Raw genomic sequence first — 15,207 nt, 5'->3', positions numbered from 1 at the left:
GTGCCGCGCATGGACACCAAGACGACGACAGAGAAGACCGGCGAGACACCGGAGGCCGGGACCGCCGAGGCGCCCGCGCCCGCCGAGGAGACGGCCGCGGTCGCCCTCGACAAGCAGGACTCCGAGCCCGCCGCCGCGGCGACCGACGCACCCGACGACGAGGCCGGCCTCGCCGCCGCCGACGAGCTGTCCGCCGAGGCGGCCGCCCCGGCCTCCGCCGGCATCGGCGGCGCCGCCGCGGCCGTCGTCTCCGCCGCCCTCGGCGCCGTCGCGCTCACCGGCACCTGGACCGGCAAGGTCGTCTCCGAGCGCGAGACCCTCCTCGGGCAGATCAAGACCTCCGGATCCGGCACCCCCGCCCAGCAGATCTCCGAGATCTACGGCGACGCCTGGCACAGCACCGCCCTGGTCAACGGCGTCTTCGCGCTGATCGCCCTGCTCGTCGCCGTCCTCGTGCTCGTCCTCCCCGGGCGCCCCGCCTGGGTCCGCTCGGTCGCCGTCGCCGGCGCCGTCCTCGGCGGACTGGGCGTCCTGCTGTCGGTCGGCACCTACTTCGACCTCTTCCTGAGCCTGCCGACCGCCGGATCCTGACCCCGGATACCCGAGGGACGCGGGGAACGCCTAAGGCCCCCCGCGACCCCGCCTAAGGATCCCCGTACGCCGGACATGCGGCACACGCCCGATGCGGCCGCACCCCCTGGGACACGACAGTGGAGGCATCGCAAGGAGCGATGCCGACACCGGAAGAACCAGGGAGCACCCCATGTTCGCGTACGAACTCCACCGCATGAACCACGCCCAGCTCGTCCGCGAGGCCGCCGTCCAGCGGCTCACCCACGAGGCCGCCGAGACGGCACGCTCCGCCCGGGGGCTGCGCCGCCTCGGCCGCCGCAGCGGAGGCCAGGACGCGGAGGGGCGGGTGGGAGACGGCGGACGCGGCCACTTCGTCCGGGCCGCGTGACCCCCGTATGAGCGACGGCGCGGACGGCTGTGCGATGCTCGGCGCCGTGGAGACCAGGTCAGTCAGCCCCGTGTTCGTCGGTCGCGCCGGCGAACTCACCGCCCTCACCGAGGCGCTCTCCCGCGCGACCGCGGGAGAGCCCCAGGCCCTGCTCATCGGCGGCGAGGCGGGCGTCGGCAAGACCCGGCTCATCGAGGAGTTCCTCGACACGGCCTGCGCCCGGGGCGCCGTCGTCGCACTCGGCGGCTGCGTCGAGCTCGGTGCCGACGGACTGCCCTTCGCCCCCTTCGCCGCCGCGCTGCGCTCGCTGCGCCGACGCCTCCCCGAGGAGCTCTCCGCCGCCGCCGAGGGCCAGCAGGCGGAACTCGCCCGCCTCCTGCCCGAACTGGGCGAACCCGGCAGCCACGACTCCCCGGACGAGGACTCCACCGCCCGCCTCTTCGAACTGACCGTACGGCTCCTGGAACGGCTCGCCGCAGACCGCACGGTCGTCCTCGTCCTGGAGGACCTGCACTGGGCCGACGCCTCCACCCGGCACCTCCTCACCTACCTGCTCCGCACCCTGCGCCGCGGCCGCATCGTGGTCGTCGCCAGCTACCGCGCCGACGACATCCACCGCCGCCACCCGCTGCGCCCCCTCCTCGCCGAACTCGACCGGCTCCGCACCATCCGCCGCATCGAACTCGCCCGCTTCACCCGCACCGAGGTGCACCGTCAGCTCACCGGCATCCTCGCCGCCGAACCCGACCCCGCCCTCGTCGAGGAGGTCTTCGAACGCTCCGACGGCAACGCCTTCTTCGTCGAGGAACTCGTCGTCTCCCACGAGGCCGGCTGCGCCGCCGGCCAGCTCAGCGACTCCCTGCGCGACCTCCTGCTCGTCCGGGTCGAGACGCTCCCCGAGGACGCCCAGCGGATCGCCCGGATCGTCGCCGAGGGCGGCTCCACCGTCGAGTACGGACTCCTCGCCGCCGTCGCCCGGCTCACCGAGGACGACCTCATCGAGGCCCTGCGGGCCGCCGTCGGCGCCAATCTCCTGCTCGCCGTCCCCGACGGCGACGGCTACCGCTTCCGCCACTCCCTGGTCCGCGAGGCCGTCAGCGACGATCTGCTCCCCGGCGAACGCTCCCGCCTCAACCGCCGCTACGCCGAGGCCCTGGAGGCCGAACCCGGCCTGGTCCGGGCCGACGAGCGCGCCAACCGGCTGGCCACGTACTGGTACCACGCCCACGACCCCGCCAAGGCCCTGCCCGCCGTCCTCAGCGCCTCCGTCGCCACTCGCAAGCGCCACGCCTACGCCGAACAACTCCGGCTGCTCGAACGGGCCATGGAGCTCTGGGAGGACGCCCCCGCCGAGACCCGCGGCTCGCTCCGGCCGATGGACTACGCCGAGGCCTACCCGGCCTGCGGCTGCGACCCCGAGACCGCCGCGCTCAGCTACCTCGACCTGCTCGCGGAGGCCGCCGTCGCCGCCCGGCTCAGCGGCGACCGCGAACGCGCCCTGAAGATCTGCCGCACCGCGCTCCGCGTCCTCGACGACGCCGAGCCGGGCGACCCCCTGCGCGCCGCCTGGTTCTGGACCGAACGGGCCCGCCTCCAGTCCAACCTCGGCCGCGGCGACGGCTGGGAGGAGATCGCCCGCGCCCAGGAACTCGTCAAGGGCCTCCCGCCGTCCGCCGTGCACGCCGTGGTCCTCGTCGGCGCCGCCGGCTGGGGCATGCTCCGCAACCCCGGGCCGGACGCCCTCACCGCCGCCGAACGCGCCGTCGAGTACGCCCGGCTCGTCAACGCCGAGTCGATCGAACTCAACGCCCGGCTCACCCTCGGCACCCTCATGACCGCCGCCGGCGACGTCGAGGCGGGCCTCGCCGAGATGCACGCGGTACGCGAACGCACCGCGACCCTCGGCCAGTTCACCGAGACCGCCCGCGCCCACATCAACATCTCCTCCGCCCTCGAATCCCTCGGCCGCTCGGCGGAAGCCGTCGAACTGGCCGAGACCGGCATCCGCGTCGCCCGCTCCTACGGGCTCGTCGACAGCATCGGCTGGGTCGAGTCCAACCGCGCCGAGTCCCTCTTCTCCCTGGGCGGCTGGGACGAGGCCGGAGAGATCGCCGCCCGGCTGGTCCGCTCGGCCACCAGCAGCAAGCCCCGCGGCTCCGCCTCCCTCCGCCTCGCCCAGCTCGCCGTCGCCCGCGGCGAACTCGACGCTGCCCGCGGCCACCTCGCCGACGCCCGCGCCGCCTACGGCTGCGACACCATCCCGCAGTACGTCCTGCCGATGGCCCAGGTCGACATCGCCGTCGCGGCGGCCGAGGGGCGCGTCGAGGACGTCCGGACCCGGCTCGCCGCCACCGTGGCGGCGGGCTTCCCGCCCAGCACCCACCGCTACGGCTGGCCCCTCGTCCTCACCGCCGTCACGGCCGAGGCCGACAGCAGGGGACTGCCCGCCGCCGACGAGGGCCGCGCCGAGGCGCTCGCCGTCGTCCGCCGCTGCGTCCGCGCCCTCGCCACCCCGGCCCCCGTCTGGGAGGCGTACTCCCGGCAGGTCTCCGAGGAGATCGCCCGTGCCGAGGGCCGCGAGACGGCGGCCCGCTGGGCCGAGGTCGTGGCCGCCTTCGAGCCGCTCGGACGCCCGCACCAGCTGGCCCGGGCCCGCCACCGCCTCGCCGACGCCCTGCTCGTCGAGGGCGGCCGCCGCGAGGAGGCCACGGCCCTGCTCCGGGAGGCCCGCGCGACCGCGGTCCGCCTCGGCGCCCGCCCGCTCCGCGAGGACGTGGAACTCCTCGCGGCCCGCGCCCGCCTCTCCCTCACCGAGGAGAAGCAGGCCACGGTCCCCGCGGAGCCGGCGGACGACACCTTCGGCCTGACCCCCCGGGAGCAGGACGTGCTGCGCCTCGTCGCGGCCGGCCGCACCAACCGCCAGATCGCCGAGGAGCTCTTCATCTCGCCCAAGACGGCGAGCGTCCACGTCTCCAACATCCTCGCCAAGCTCGGCGTCTCAGGCCGGGGCGAGGCCGCCGCCCTGGCCCACCGCCTCCACCTCCTCGCCACACCCCTCTGACCCACCGGGCCCGCCGCCCTCCGCCGTGTCGCCGGCCGCCCCGCCGCCCGTCGCCGCCTCCCCCGCCGTCGGGCGGCGGGGGCCCGTATCGTCACGCGGCCCGGCGTGAGGTCCATGGGCCCCCGGGACGGGTCGGCGTCACCCGGGTCCTCCCTGGTCAGCGCCTGCCCGCGGAGCTCCTCCTCGGTGTGCCTATGGCCGGGCGCGAACAGCTCCGCCGAAGGGTCGAGCACGGTCACCGGCTCCTTCAGCGCACCTCCAGCCGGAGAATCCTGTCGTCCCCGGAGCCGGGCGTGCCCCGGCCGTCGGTTTCGCTGGTCACCAGCCAGAGCCGCCCGCCGCCCCCCGCGAGGACCGTGCGCAGGCGTCCGTACTCCTCCGAGAGGAACGCCTGGGGGTCCCCCGAGCGGTCCGCCCCGGCGAGCGGGACCCGCCACAGCCGCTCGCCTCTGAGCCCGGCCATCCAGATCGCGCCCCGTGCGTACGCGATCCCGCTGGGGGAGGCCTCCGAGGTCGGCCACTGGGCCACCGGGTCCACGAACCCGGCCTTCCCGGCCCGCCCCTCCGCCTCCGGCCAGCCGTAGTTCTTCCCGGGCTCCACCAGATTCAGCTCGTCCCAGGTGTTCTGCCCGAACTCGGCGGCCCACAGCCGGCCCTCGTCGTCCCAGGCGATCCCCTGCACGTTCCGGTGTCCGTACGAATAGACCACCGAACCGGGGAAGGGATTCCCGGGCGCCGGCTCGCCCTCCGGCGTCATCCGCAGGATCTTCCCGCCGAGCGACTCCCGGTCCTGGGACAGACCGGTCTGTCCCGTCTCCCCGGTCCCCGCGTACAGCATCCGGTCCGGCCCGAACGCGATCCGCCCGCCGTTGTGCACGGCACCCTTGGGGATGCCGGTCAGCACGGGCTCGGGCGCGCCGAGGCGGTCGCCGTCCCCGCCTCCGTACCGCATGCGCACGATGCGGTTGTCGGACGCGGCCGTCAGGTACGCGTACACCCAGCCGTCCCGCACGGCGAGGCCCATCAGACCGCCCTCGCCGCCCGGCACCACCCCGGGCACCTCGCCGAGCGGGGTCTTCGCCCCGGTCCGCCCGTCGACCCGGGTGATCGTCCGCTCGTCCCGCGAGGACACCAGCAGATCCCCGTCGGGCAGCTCCGCGAGCCCCCAGGGCGACCTGAGCCCCTCGGTGAGCGTGCCGGTCACCGTCGCCCGCGCGCCCGCGGTCGCGGACGGGCCGGCCGAGCCGCCGGGCGTCGCCGGGGCGGACGCCGTCGCCGACGTCGGCGGGGCCGTGCCCGGCCGATCCTCCGTACCTCCCGAGGAGCAGCCCGCCACCAGGACCAGCACGGCGGCGCCCCACAGGGCCTTCACAACTGCAGGACGGCTCATGGCGCGGTCCCCTTCGACGAGTCGAGCGGCATCCCTTCACCCTTGATACACCGCTCGACGCGATCAGGTTCCCGATGCCACGGCCCGATCCGCGCCGCGGTCAGTCCCAGGACCCCCGGGCCGCCGGCAGGGCCGCGATCTCCGCCAGGTCGGCCGCGGTCAGCCGGAGTCCGGCCGCCCGGGCGTTCTCCACGGCCCAGGACTCCCGCTTCGTGCCCGGCACCGGCACGACGTGCCGCCCCCGGCCCAGCACCCAGGCGAGCGCCACCTGCGCCGGGGTGACCTCCGCACCGTGCCGCGCGGCCACCCGCCGCAGCCCCGCCACCAGCGGCTGGTTCGCCGCCATCATCTCCGCCGTGAACCGCGGGTGCCGGGCCCGCGGGTCGTCCGGCTCGAAGCCGCCGCCCGGGGTCAGCGTCCCGGTCAGGAAGCCGTTCCCCAGCGGCATCGCGGCCAGGAAGCCGACCCCGCGCACCGCGCACCACGGCAGCAGCCGGAGCAGTGCCTCCTGGGACCACACCGACAGCTCCGCCTGCACCGCCGCCACCGGGAACACCTGCTGGATCCGCTCCAGTTGGCGGATCGTTCCCTCGTAGCCGTCGCGGCTGAGCCCGGTCGCGCGCCGGCGGGCCGAGCGGCTGCCGACCGCGCAGAGCCCGAGCGCCCGCACCTTGCCGGCCGAGACCAGCTCGGCCATCGCGCCCCAGGTCTCCTCGACCGGCACCTCGGGGTCCGCGCGGTGCAGCTGGTACAGGTCGATCACATCGGTCTGCAGGCGCCGCAGCGAGGCGTCGCACGCCCGACGGACGTACCCCGGCCTGCCGTTGGCGACCACGTGCCGGCGCTCGCCGCCGTCGCCGACGAGCAGTCCGCACTTCGTCGAGACGAAGGCGTCCGCCCGTCGCTCCTTCAACACCCGCCCCACCAGAAGCTCGTTGGTGAACGGCCCGTACATGTCGGCGGTGTCGAGCAGGCTCACCCCGGCGTCCAGCGCCGCGTGCACGGTCCGCAGCGAGCGGTCCCCCCGCTGTTCCGAACGGCTGTACGCCCAGCTCATCGGCATGCACCCCAGGCCGATCGCACCCACGTCGAGCGCCGTCGCCCCGATAGTCCTGCGCTCCACCTGCCGGTACCCCTCCCTGTGCCGTCCCCCAAAGTAACCAATGGCGCACGGGATTCTTCGCATAGCCTCCCGGTCATGAGATGCGAGAACACCACCGCTGACGTGTGGCTTCCGATTCCCGCGGACGAGATCGACGATCTCCCCGAGCCGGGCGCGTCGGGCCTGGACTACCGCTTCTGGGACGGCGGACCGGAGTTCCCGGCCGACCCGGCGCGCTGCGCCTTCTACGTCGTCCCGTACATGAAGGGCTCCGAGATCGCCGTACGGCCGCTGGCCGCGATGACCTCGCTGCGGGTCGTGCAGACGCTGTCCGCCGGCATCGACCACGTGACCCCCGGGCTCGACGCGCTGCCCGCGGGCGTCGCCGTCTGCAACGCCAAGGGCGTCCACGAGGCCAGCACCGCCGAACTCACGCTCGCCCTGATCCTGGCCTCGCTGCGCGGCATCCCCGGCTTCGTGCGCGGCCAGGACGCCGAGCGGTGGCGGGCCGGCTTCTACCCGGCCCTGGCCGACAAGTCGGTCCTCATCGTCGGGTACGGATCGATCGGCGCCGCCATCGAGGACCGGCTCGCGCCCTTCGAGTGCGCGCGGGTGGCGCGCGTCGCACGCTCCGCACGCACCACAGCGCGCGGCGAGGTCCACGCCCTGACGGAGCTGCCGGCGCTCCTGCCGGAGGCCGACGTCGTCGTGCTCTCCACCCCGCTCACGCCCGCGACCAGGCATCTCGCCGACGCCGGGTTCCTCGGCCGGATGAAGGACGGGGCGCTCCTGGTGAACGTGGCCCGCGGTCCCGTCGTCGACACCGCGGCCCTGCTGAAGGAGGTCGAGAGCGGCAGGATCACGGCGGCACTCGATGTCACCGACCCGGAACCGCTGCCGGCCGGACACCCCCTGTGGCACGCTCCGGGTGTCCTGATCAGCCCCCACGTCGGAGGGTCCACCTCGGCCTTCATGCCGCGGGCGAAGCGGCTGATCGCGACGCAGCTGCGGCGGTTCGCGGCGGGCGAGCAGCCGGCCAACACGCTGCTCACCACCGGCTGAGCGGCCGTGCTGGGCCGGCCGGGTGGCGCGCGCCTCCGACACGCGCCACCTGCACGTCGCCCGGTAGTCACGGAGAGTACTGCGACCCTGTCCCTGAGTGACCGTCCTGGTGTATCGTCCCGGAGCGGGGGGACTGCGTCGAGTACGGGCTGACGCTGGGAGCGAAGTGACGGGTCATCAGATTCCGAGGGGGGCGACGGGTGAAGTACGGCCGAAGGACCGGCGATCCGACGCGGCGACGCCGCCGGCGGCGGGCCTTCCGGACCTCGCCGCCGGCCTCGCGTGTTCCGTGCCGGACCAGGCCGCGCCGCACCGTGAGCCCCGAGCGCCCGAACCGCAGGGCACCGGGCCGGCGGCCGACGCGCACGCCGGGCCGGGAACCGGACCGGGGGCCGGGCCGGACCGTCCGGCCGGGGGCGGCGGTGCCGAACCGCCGGGCCCGGCCGCTCGACCCGGCGGCGCCCCGGCCGCCCGCGCCGCCGCGCCGCTCACGATCCCCGTGGGGGACGACGTCCCCGCGGCCCCTGGCGACTCCACGCCACCCGGCGCCCCCGGCGCCGTCGGGGCGGCAGAAAGCGGCGGTTCCGGCGGTTCCGGCGGGGCGTCCGCGCTGGAGCCGGCCGTCGTGCGGAGGGCCGTCGCCCCTGCGGTCCGCGCACCGGGCGCCCCGCCGGAGCGGGCCGTCCCGGTCGTACGGGACCCCGCAGGCCCCCACGACTGCGACGGGCACGCGCCCGGCCGCGCCGACGAGCCGCCGGCGCGGCCGCACGACGCCGCCGGGTGCGGCGGCCCGGCTCCGGAGGGACCGGTGACCGCCCCCGGAGCGGTCCTCGACCGGCGACCCGCCGCCACGGGCGCCGAACCCGGCCACCCGGACCCCGACCGGCCCCGCCTCGGATCGCTCCTCGCCCAGATCGCCCTGGTGGTGATCTGCGCGGGCTACACGACCGGCGCCTCGCTCGGCTGGGGATCGCCCGGGCTCGCGCTCTTCATGGGCGACTTCGGACTCAGCGCCGCCGCCCTCACCGCCGCGGTCTCCTGCTTCCTCTACGGGCGCGCCCACCGCGGCAGCGCCCGCCCCGCCTGGCTGCTCTTCGCGTTCTCCTCCTTCATGGCCTCCGCGGGCAACGCCGTCTGGGGCTGGTACGAGGTCGTGCTCCGCACGGAGGTGCCCGACTCCTCCGTCGCCGACCTCTTCTTCTTACTCTTCGCCCCGCCGGCCATCGTCGGCCTCCTCGTCCTCGCCAAGAAACCCGTCACCCGGGCCGGCTGGGTCTGCCTCGCGCTCGACGCCTGGCTCATCGGGGGCTCGCTCCTCACGCTGTCCTGGAGCCTCGCCCTCGCCCGTACCGCCCACTTCCAGAACGAGCCGGTGTCCCAGGCGGCACTGTCGCTCGCCTATCCGCTGCTCGACATCGTCCTCGTGAGCATGGTCCTGGTCCTCCACTTCCGGCGCTCGCAGGCGAACCGGTCGGCGACCAACACCGCGATCGCGGCCCTCGCCCTGACCGTGCTCTGCGACGCCCTGTTCACCTCGCCGCTGCTGCGCGAGAACTACGCCTCGGGCCAGCTGCTCGACGCCGGCTGGTTCGCCGGCTCCCTGCTGCTCGCCTACGCGCCCTGGGGGGTGCGCCGGCTCCCGGACACCGCCGTCGCCGCCGCGCGGGGCCAGTGGCTGCACAGCCGCCCGGTCGCCGGCTCGCTCGCCGCGCTCACGCCCTACCTCGCCGCCGCGGTCTGCACGCTCGGCATCCTGTACAACGTCGTGGAGGGGCGCCGGGTCGACCGGGTCGTCGTCCTCACCGGCTGCACGGTGGTCCTCGCCCTCGTCGTGCGCCAGGGCATCATGCTCCTCGACAACATCGCCCTGACCCAGGAACTGGCGCAGAAGGAGAACCACTTCAGGTCGCTCGTGCAGGGCTCCAGCGACGTCATCATGATCGCCGCGCCGAACGGGATCCTCCGCTACGTCAGCCCCGCGGCCACCGGGGTCTACGGACGGGACGCCGAGGAGCTGATCGGCTCCGAGCTGGCCTCGCTGATCCACCCCGAGGACCTCGGCGCCGTCGTGCACGAGGTGCGGCGCTTCCTCGCCGCCTCGCCCGCCAAGGAGCCCACGACCCGGATCGAGTGCCGCTTCCGCTCCGGCCGGGGCGACTGGCTGAACGTCGAGTCCACGGTCAACCGGCACCAGGGCGGACTGATCTTCAACAGCCGGGACGTCACCGAACGCGTCCGGCTCCAGGCCCAGTTGCAGCACAACGCCGAGCACGACCCGCTCACCGACCTGCCCAACCGGGCGCTCTTCACCCGGCGGGTCCGGCAGGCGCTCGGCGGCCGCCGAGCCTCCGACGTGGGCACCGCCGTGCTCTTCATCGACCTCGACGGCTTCAAGGGCGTCAACGACCGCCTCGGCCACCAGGCCGGCGACGACCTCCTCGTCCAGGCCGCCCGCCGGCTGCACGACTCCGTCCGCGCCGGCGACACGGCCGCCCGGCTCGGCGGCGACGAGTTCGCCGCCCTCATCCTCGGCGACGGCGGCCGCGACCAGGCGGCCCGCCGGCAGCAGGTCCAGGAGATCGCCGACCGGCTCCGCCTCACCCTCTCCCGCCCCTACCGCGTCGACGGCGGCACCGAGGTCCGGGTCGCCGCCTCCATCGGCGTGGCCTTCGCCGAGCCCGGCATCGAGGCCGGCGACCTCCTGCGCAACGCCGACCTGGCCATGTACCGCGCCAAGGCGGCGGGCAAGGACCGCGTCGAGCTCTACGCCCCCCAGATGCAGGCCGAGGTGGTCCGCCGGACCGAGCTCGCCGCCCGGCTGCGGACCGCCCTCCACGACGGCGAGTTCGCCCTGCTCCACCAGCCGGTCGTCGACCTCGCCACCGGCCGGATCGCGGCCGTCAGCGCCCAGGCGCGCTGGCGCTCGGCCCAGGGCATCCTCTTCACCCCCGCCGAGTACCTCCGGGTCACCGACGACGCCGAGCGCACCGCCGAGCTCGGGCGCTGGCTGCTGGAGGAGGCCGTCGAGCAGGCCGCCGAGCGGGCCGGAGCCGGCCACCGCGTCCCCGTCGCCATCCGGATCTCCGCCCGCCGCCTCATGGACCGCTCCCTGCCGCTCGGCTCGATCGAGGCCCTGCTCACCCGGCACGGACTGGCCTCCGGCTCGCTGATCGTCGAGCTCGCCGACAGCGACCCCAGGATCCCGCTCGACGACCTGGAGCAACGCCTGATCACCCTGCGCCGCCTCGGCGTGCGGATCGCCCTCGACGGATTCGGCAGCGGACATGTGGCGATCAACGCCCTCCGCAGGCTTCCCGTCGACATACTGAAGCTGGACCGGGGCCTCGTCGAGGGCGTCGTGGAGTCGGCCCGCCTCCGCAAGATCACCCGCGGGGTGCTCCGCATCGCCGACGAGCTCGGCATCCGGACCGTCGCCGAGGGCGTCGACGTACCGGAGCAGGTCGTCGCCCTGCGGGCGATGGGCTGCAGCCACGCCCAGGGCATGGCCTTCTCGGGCCCGCTCGACGAGTACCGGCTGCGCAGGGCGCTCGTACGGGACGCGTACCCGCTGCCCGGAGCGGTCCCCGTGCGGGCCGGAAACCGTCCCCCGTTCCGCTCAAATAATGAGACGCCCGTCCCACCCACTTGACAGTGGTGAGGGCTGAGAGGGAGGGTCATTGCCATGCGCACCCGAATTCTCGTACTTGGAAAGCGCGTCGGCTGAAGCAGGGCCCCGGTAGGCCCCGCTTGAAACGCACCCGACGCGCTCCCCTCGCTTGCCTCACGGCACGAGGGGTTTTTTGTTGCACTGGCTCACCCCCAAGCCGTCCCAAACCCTCGTAAAACCCTCTGCTTCGAGAAGAGATGCTGATGACCGACCAGGCCACCGGGCACCATCCGCAGCCGCGGCCCCGTAGCGGCGCTCAGGCCGCCACCGCCGTCGAGCACGTCACGGGCGCGCAGTCCCTCATCCGCTCTCTCGAAGAGGTGGGCGCGGACACCATCTTCGGTCTCCCCGGTGGCTGCATCCTCCCGGCCTACGACCCGCTGATGGACTCGAAGAAGGTCCGCCACATCCTGGTCCGCCACGAGCAGGGCGCGGGCCACGCGGCCACCGGCTACGCCCAGGCGACCGGCAAGGTCGGCGTCTGCATGGCGACCTCGGGACCCGGTGCGACCAACCTCGTCACCCCGATCGCCGACGCGCACATGGACTCGGTCCCGCTCGTCGCGATCACCGGCCAGGTCGCCTCCAAGGCGATCGGCACGGACGCCTTCCAGGAGGCGGACATCTGCGGCATCACGATGCCGATCACCAAGCACAACTTCCTGGTCACCAAGGCCGAGGACATCCCGCGGACCATCGCCGAGGCCTTCCACATCGCCTCCACCGGCCGTCCCGGCCCGGTCCTGGTCGACATCGCCAAGGACGCCCTCCAGGCGAAGACCACCTTCAGCTGGCCGCCGCAGACCGACCTGCCCGGCTACCGCCCGGTCACCAAGCCGCACGCCAAGCAGATCCGTGAGGCCGCCAAGCTGATCAGCGCGGCCAAGCGCCCCGTCCTGTACGTCGGCGGCGGCGTCATCAAGGCCGGCGCCACCGCCGAGCTGAAGATCCTCGCCGAGCTCACCGGCGCCCCGGTCACCACCACCCTGATGGCGCTGGGAGCCTTCCCGGACAACCACCCGCTGCACGTCGGCATGCCCGGCATGCACGGCGCGGTCACCGCCGTCACCGCGCTGCAGAAGGCCGACCTGATCGTCGCCCTCGGCGCCCGCTTCGACGACCGCGTCACCGGCAAGCTCGACAGCTTCGCCCCGTACGCCAAGATCGTCCACGCGGACATCGACCCGGCCGAGATCGGCAAGAACCGCGCCGCCGACGTCCCGATCGTCGGTGACGCCCGCGAGGTCATCGCCGACCTGGTCCAGGCCGTCCAGGCGGAGCACAGCGAGGGCAACAAGGGCGACTACACCGCCTGGTGGAGCGACCTGAACCGCTGGCGCGAGACCTACCCGCTCGGCTACGACATGCCGGACGACGGCAGCCTCTCGCCGCAGCAGGTCATCCAGCGCATCGGCGAGCTCACCCCCGACGACACGATCTTCGCCGCGGGCGTCGGCCAGCACCAGATGTGGGCCGCCCACTTCATCGAGTACCAGCGCCCGGCCACCTGGCTGAACTCCGGCGGCCTGGGCACGATGGGGTACGCGGTGCCCGCCGCGATGGGCGCCAAGGCCGGCATGCCCGACCGCCCGGTCTGGGCGATCGACGGCGACGGCTGCTTCCAGATGACCAACCAGGAGCTCACCACCTGCGCCCTGAACAACATCCCGATCAAGGTCGCCATCATCAACAACGGTGCCCTCGGGATGGTCCGCCAGTGGCAGACCCTCTTCTACAACCAGCGCTACTCGAACACCGTCCTGCACTCCGGTCCGGACGACGTCCAGGCGAACAAGGGCACCCGCGTCCCCGACTTCGTCAAGCTGTCCGAGGCCATGGGCTGCGTCGCCCTGCGCTGCGAGGACCCGGCGGACCTGGACAAGGTCATCGCCGAGGCCAACGCCATCAACGACCGTCCGGTCGTCATCGACTTCATCGTCCACGAGGACGCCCAGGTCTGGCCGATGGTCGCCGCCGGCACCTCGAACGACGAGGTCATGGCCGCTCGGGGCGTTCGCCCCGACTTCGGTGACGGCGAAGACGACTGAAGCGCGGAACGAAGCAGAGCGAAAAGGAAGAGACCCAGACCATGTCCACCAAGCACACGCTCTCCGTTCTCGTCGAGAACACGCCCGGCATCCTCGCCCGGATCGCCGCCCTGTTCTCGCGCCGCGGCTTCAACATCGACTCCCTCGCCGTCGGCATCACCGAGCACCCCGACATCTCCCGCATCACCATCGTGGTCAGTGTCGAGGACCTGCCCCTGGAGCAGGTGACCAAGCAGCTCAACAAGCTGGTCAACGTCCTGAAGATCGTCGAACTCGAGCCCAGCGCTGCGATCCAGCGCGAGCTCGTCCTGGTGAAGGTCCGCGCCGACAACGAGACCCGCTCCCAGATCGTCGAGATCGTGCAGCTGTTCCGCGCCAAGACCGTGGACGTCTCGCCCGAGGCGGTCACCATCGAGGCCACCGGATCGAGTGACAAGCTCGACGCCATGCTCAAGATGCTGGAGCAGTTCGGCATCAAGGAGCTCGTGCAGTCCGGCACGATCGCCATAGGGCGTGGTTCCCGGTCCATCACGGACCGGTCCCTCCGGGCCCTCGACCGCAGCGCCTGAGGTCCGGCGCCGCGGGGACGTCGGAGGTCGGCGGGCGGTCCATCCGCCGGTCCGACTGACGAGACCCGAAAACCTTCCTCCCGCTCCCCGCCGTACGGTGGGACGCAACACCAGCACTTCAAGGAGATACCCAGTGGCCGAGCTGTTCTACGACGACGACGCCGACCTGTCCATCATCCAGGGCCGCAAGGTCGCGGTGATCGGATACGGCAGCCAGGGCCACGCCCACGCGCTGTCGCTCCGTGACTCCGGTGTCGACGTCCGCGTCGGTCTGCAGGAGGGGTCGAAGTCCAAGGCCAAGGCCGAGGAGCAGGGCCTGCGCGTGGTCTCCGTCGCCGAGGCCGCCGCCGAGGCCGACCTCATCATGATCCTGACCCCGGACCCGATCCAGGCCCAGGTCTACGAGGAGTCCATCAAGGACAACCTGAAGGAGGGCGACGCGCTCTTCTTCGGCCACGGCCTGAACGTCCGCTACGGCTTCATCAAGGTGCCCGAGGGCGTCGACGTCGCCCTGGTCGCCCCCAAGGGCCCGGGCCACCTGGTCCGCCGTCAGTACGAGGAGGGTCGCGGCGTCCCGTGCATCGCGGCCGTCGAGCAGGACGCGACCGGCAGCGCCTTCGCGCTGGCGCTCTCGTACGCCAAGGGCATCGGCGGCACCCGCGCCGGCGTCATCAAGACGACCTTCACCGAGGAGACCGAGACCGACCTCTTCGGCGAGCAGGCCGTCCTCTGCGGTGGCACCGCGGCGCTGGTCAAGGCGGGCTTCGAGACCCTGACCGAGGCCGGCTACCAGCCGGAGATCGCCTACTTCGAGTGCCTGCACGAGCTGAAGCTCATCGTCGACCTCATGTACGAGGGCGGCCTGGAGAAGATGCGCTGGTCGGTCTCCGAGACCGCCGAGTGGGGCGACTACGTCACCGGCCCGCGGATCATCACCGACGCCACCAAGGCCGAGATGAAGAAGGTCCTCGCGGAGATCCAGGACGGCACCTTCGCCAAGGAGTGGATGGCCGAGTACCACGGCGGCCTGAAGAAGTACAACGAGTACAAGACCCAGGACGAGAACCACCTCCTGGAGACCACCGGCAAGGAGCTGCGCAAGCTCATGAGCTGGGTGAACGACGAAGAGGCGTAAGCCTTCGGGACGGGGGTCGGACAGATGTCCGGCCCCTGTCCGCATCGTTGGACACGCCGTCCAACCACGGACGGGTGATCCTTCCAACGAGGCGCATGAACGGCGCCCCCGCACCACTACACTGCTCAACAACATTCGCGTTCAGGCCCACAGCGTCGTGCGCTTTCACGCGGCAAGCCCCCTCCACCGCCTGCGGCCGTCGGGACGGCCGT

10 protein-coding genes and 1 pseudogene are annotated in these 15,207 nt (G+C 73.4%); 8 read left to right on the top strand and 3 right to left on the bottom strand.

The genetic code is table 11. The features are described 5' to 3' along the window. Positions 1–9: 9 nt before the first annotated feature. From ACF09E_RS16275 to ACF09E_RS16265, 3 genes are all read left to right on the top strand, one after another. On the top strand, positions 10–591 hold the full coding sequence (locus ACF09E_RS16275; RefSeq protein WP_392205783.1) for a hypothetical protein: 582 nt from the start codon (positions 10–12) through the stop codon (positions 589–591). A 172-nt stretch (positions 592–763) separates the two neighbouring features. Continuing rightward, a complete protein-coding gene (locus tag ACF09E_RS16270) occupies positions 764–961 on the top strand; it encodes a hypothetical protein (protein ID WP_392205782.1) in 198 nt (65 codons plus the stop codon). A 7-nt stretch (positions 962–968) separates the two neighbouring features. Beyond that, the gene (locus ACF09E_RS16265; protein ID WP_392205781.1) at positions 969–4,022 is read left to right on the top strand and encodes an AAA family ATPase; all 3,054 of its coding nucleotides are present in this window, start codon (positions 969–971) and stop codon (positions 4,020–4,022) included. A 146-nt stretch (positions 4,023–4,168) separates the two neighbouring features. Here ACF09E_RS16265 and ACF09E_RS16260 read toward each other — a convergent pair. The 3 genes and pseudogenes from ACF09E_RS16260 to ACF09E_RS16250 all read right to left on the bottom strand — a co-directional run. Continuing rightward, positions 4,169–4,255, bottom strand: a pseudogene (locus tag ACF09E_RS16260) (hypothetical protein); the annotation flags it as partial. A gap of 14 nt (positions 4,256–4,269) precedes the next feature. Then, positions 4,270–5,412 carry a PQQ-dependent sugar dehydrogenase gene (locus tag ACF09E_RS16255; RefSeq protein WP_392205780.1) on the bottom strand — a complete coding sequence of 381 codons (1,143 nt, stop codon included), beginning with the start codon at positions 5,410–5,412 and terminating at the stop codon, positions 4,270–4,272. A gap of 100 nt (positions 5,413–5,512) precedes the next feature. Beyond that, positions 5,513–6,535 (bottom strand): aldo/keto reductase, encoded by a 1,023-nt coding sequence (locus tag ACF09E_RS16250; protein WP_392205779.1) that lies wholly within the window; start codon positions 6,533–6,535, stop codon positions 5,513–5,515. Between the two features lie 75 nt (positions 6,536–6,610). On the opposite strand from ACF09E_RS16250, the gene ACF09E_RS16245 reads away from it, so the two are divergent. The 5 genes from ACF09E_RS16245 to ilvC all read left to right on the top strand — a co-directional run bounded on the left by ACF09E_RS16245 (position 6,611) and on the right by ilvC (position 14,995). After that, positions 6,611–7,576 carry a 2-hydroxyacid dehydrogenase gene (locus ACF09E_RS16245; protein WP_392205778.1) on the top strand — a complete coding sequence of 322 codons (966 nt, stop codon included), beginning with the start codon at positions 6,611–6,613 and terminating at the stop codon, positions 7,574–7,576. An 808-nt stretch (positions 7,577–8,384) separates the two neighbouring features. After that, entirely contained in the window at positions 8,385–11,225 is a 2,841-nt protein-coding gene (locus ACF09E_RS16240) for a putative bifunctional diguanylate cyclase/phosphodiesterase (protein WP_392206110.1), read from the top strand. Between the two features lie 215 nt (positions 11,226–11,440). Continuing rightward, positions 11,441–13,291, top strand: coding sequence for an acetolactate synthase large subunit (locus ACF09E_RS16235; protein WP_392205777.1), 1,851 nt, complete (start codon positions 11,441–11,443; stop codon positions 13,289–13,291). 41 nt (positions 13,292–13,332) lie between these two features. After that, on the top strand, positions 13,333–13,860 hold the full coding sequence (ilvN, locus tag ACF09E_RS16230) for an acetolactate synthase small subunit (protein ID WP_266897003.1): 528 nt from the start codon (positions 13,333–13,335) through the stop codon (positions 13,858–13,860). A 133-nt stretch (positions 13,861–13,993) separates the two neighbouring features. Then, entirely contained in the window at positions 13,994–14,995 is a 1,002-nt protein-coding gene (ilvC, locus tag ACF09E_RS16225) for a ketol-acid reductoisomerase (protein WP_055602072.1), read from the top strand. Positions 14,996–15,207 lie beyond the last annotated feature (212 nt).

The sequence above is a fragment of the Streptomyces sp. NPDC014891 genome (assembly GCF_043081085.1).
GTDB lineage: Bacteria > Actinomycetota > Actinomycetes > Streptomycetales > Streptomycetaceae > Streptomyces.
This window is presented reverse-complemented; position numbering and strand designations above follow the sequence as displayed.

Bases quoted from the DNA above. Each gene is read 5' to 3' on its own strand.
- ACF09E_RS16265 (WP_392205781.1), top strand. From the start codon at position 969: ATGAGCGACGGCGCGGACGGCTGTGCGATGCTCGGCGCCGTGGAGACC.
- ilvN (WP_266897003.1), top strand. From the start codon at position 13,333: ATGTCCACCAAGCACACGCTCTCCGTTCTCGTCGAGAACACGCCCGGC.
- ACF09E_RS16245 (WP_392205778.1), top strand. From the start codon at position 6,611: ATGAGATGCGAGAACACCACCGCTGACGTGTGGCTTCCGATTCCCGCG.
- ACF09E_RS16275 (WP_392205783.1), top strand. From the start codon at position 10: ATGGACACCAAGACGACGACAGAGAAGACCGGCGAGACACCGGAGGCC.
- ACF09E_RS16235 (WP_392205777.1), top strand. From the start codon at position 11,441: ATGCTGATGACCGACCAGGCCACCGGGCACCATCCGCAGCCGCGGCCC.
- ACF09E_RS16255 (WP_392205780.1), bottom strand. From the start codon at position 5,412: ATGAGCCGTCCTGCAGTTGTGAAGGCCCTGTGGGGCGCCGCCGTGCTG.
- ACF09E_RS16270 (WP_392205782.1), top strand. From the start codon at position 764: ATGTTCGCGTACGAACTCCACCGCATGAACCACGCCCAGCTCGTCCGC.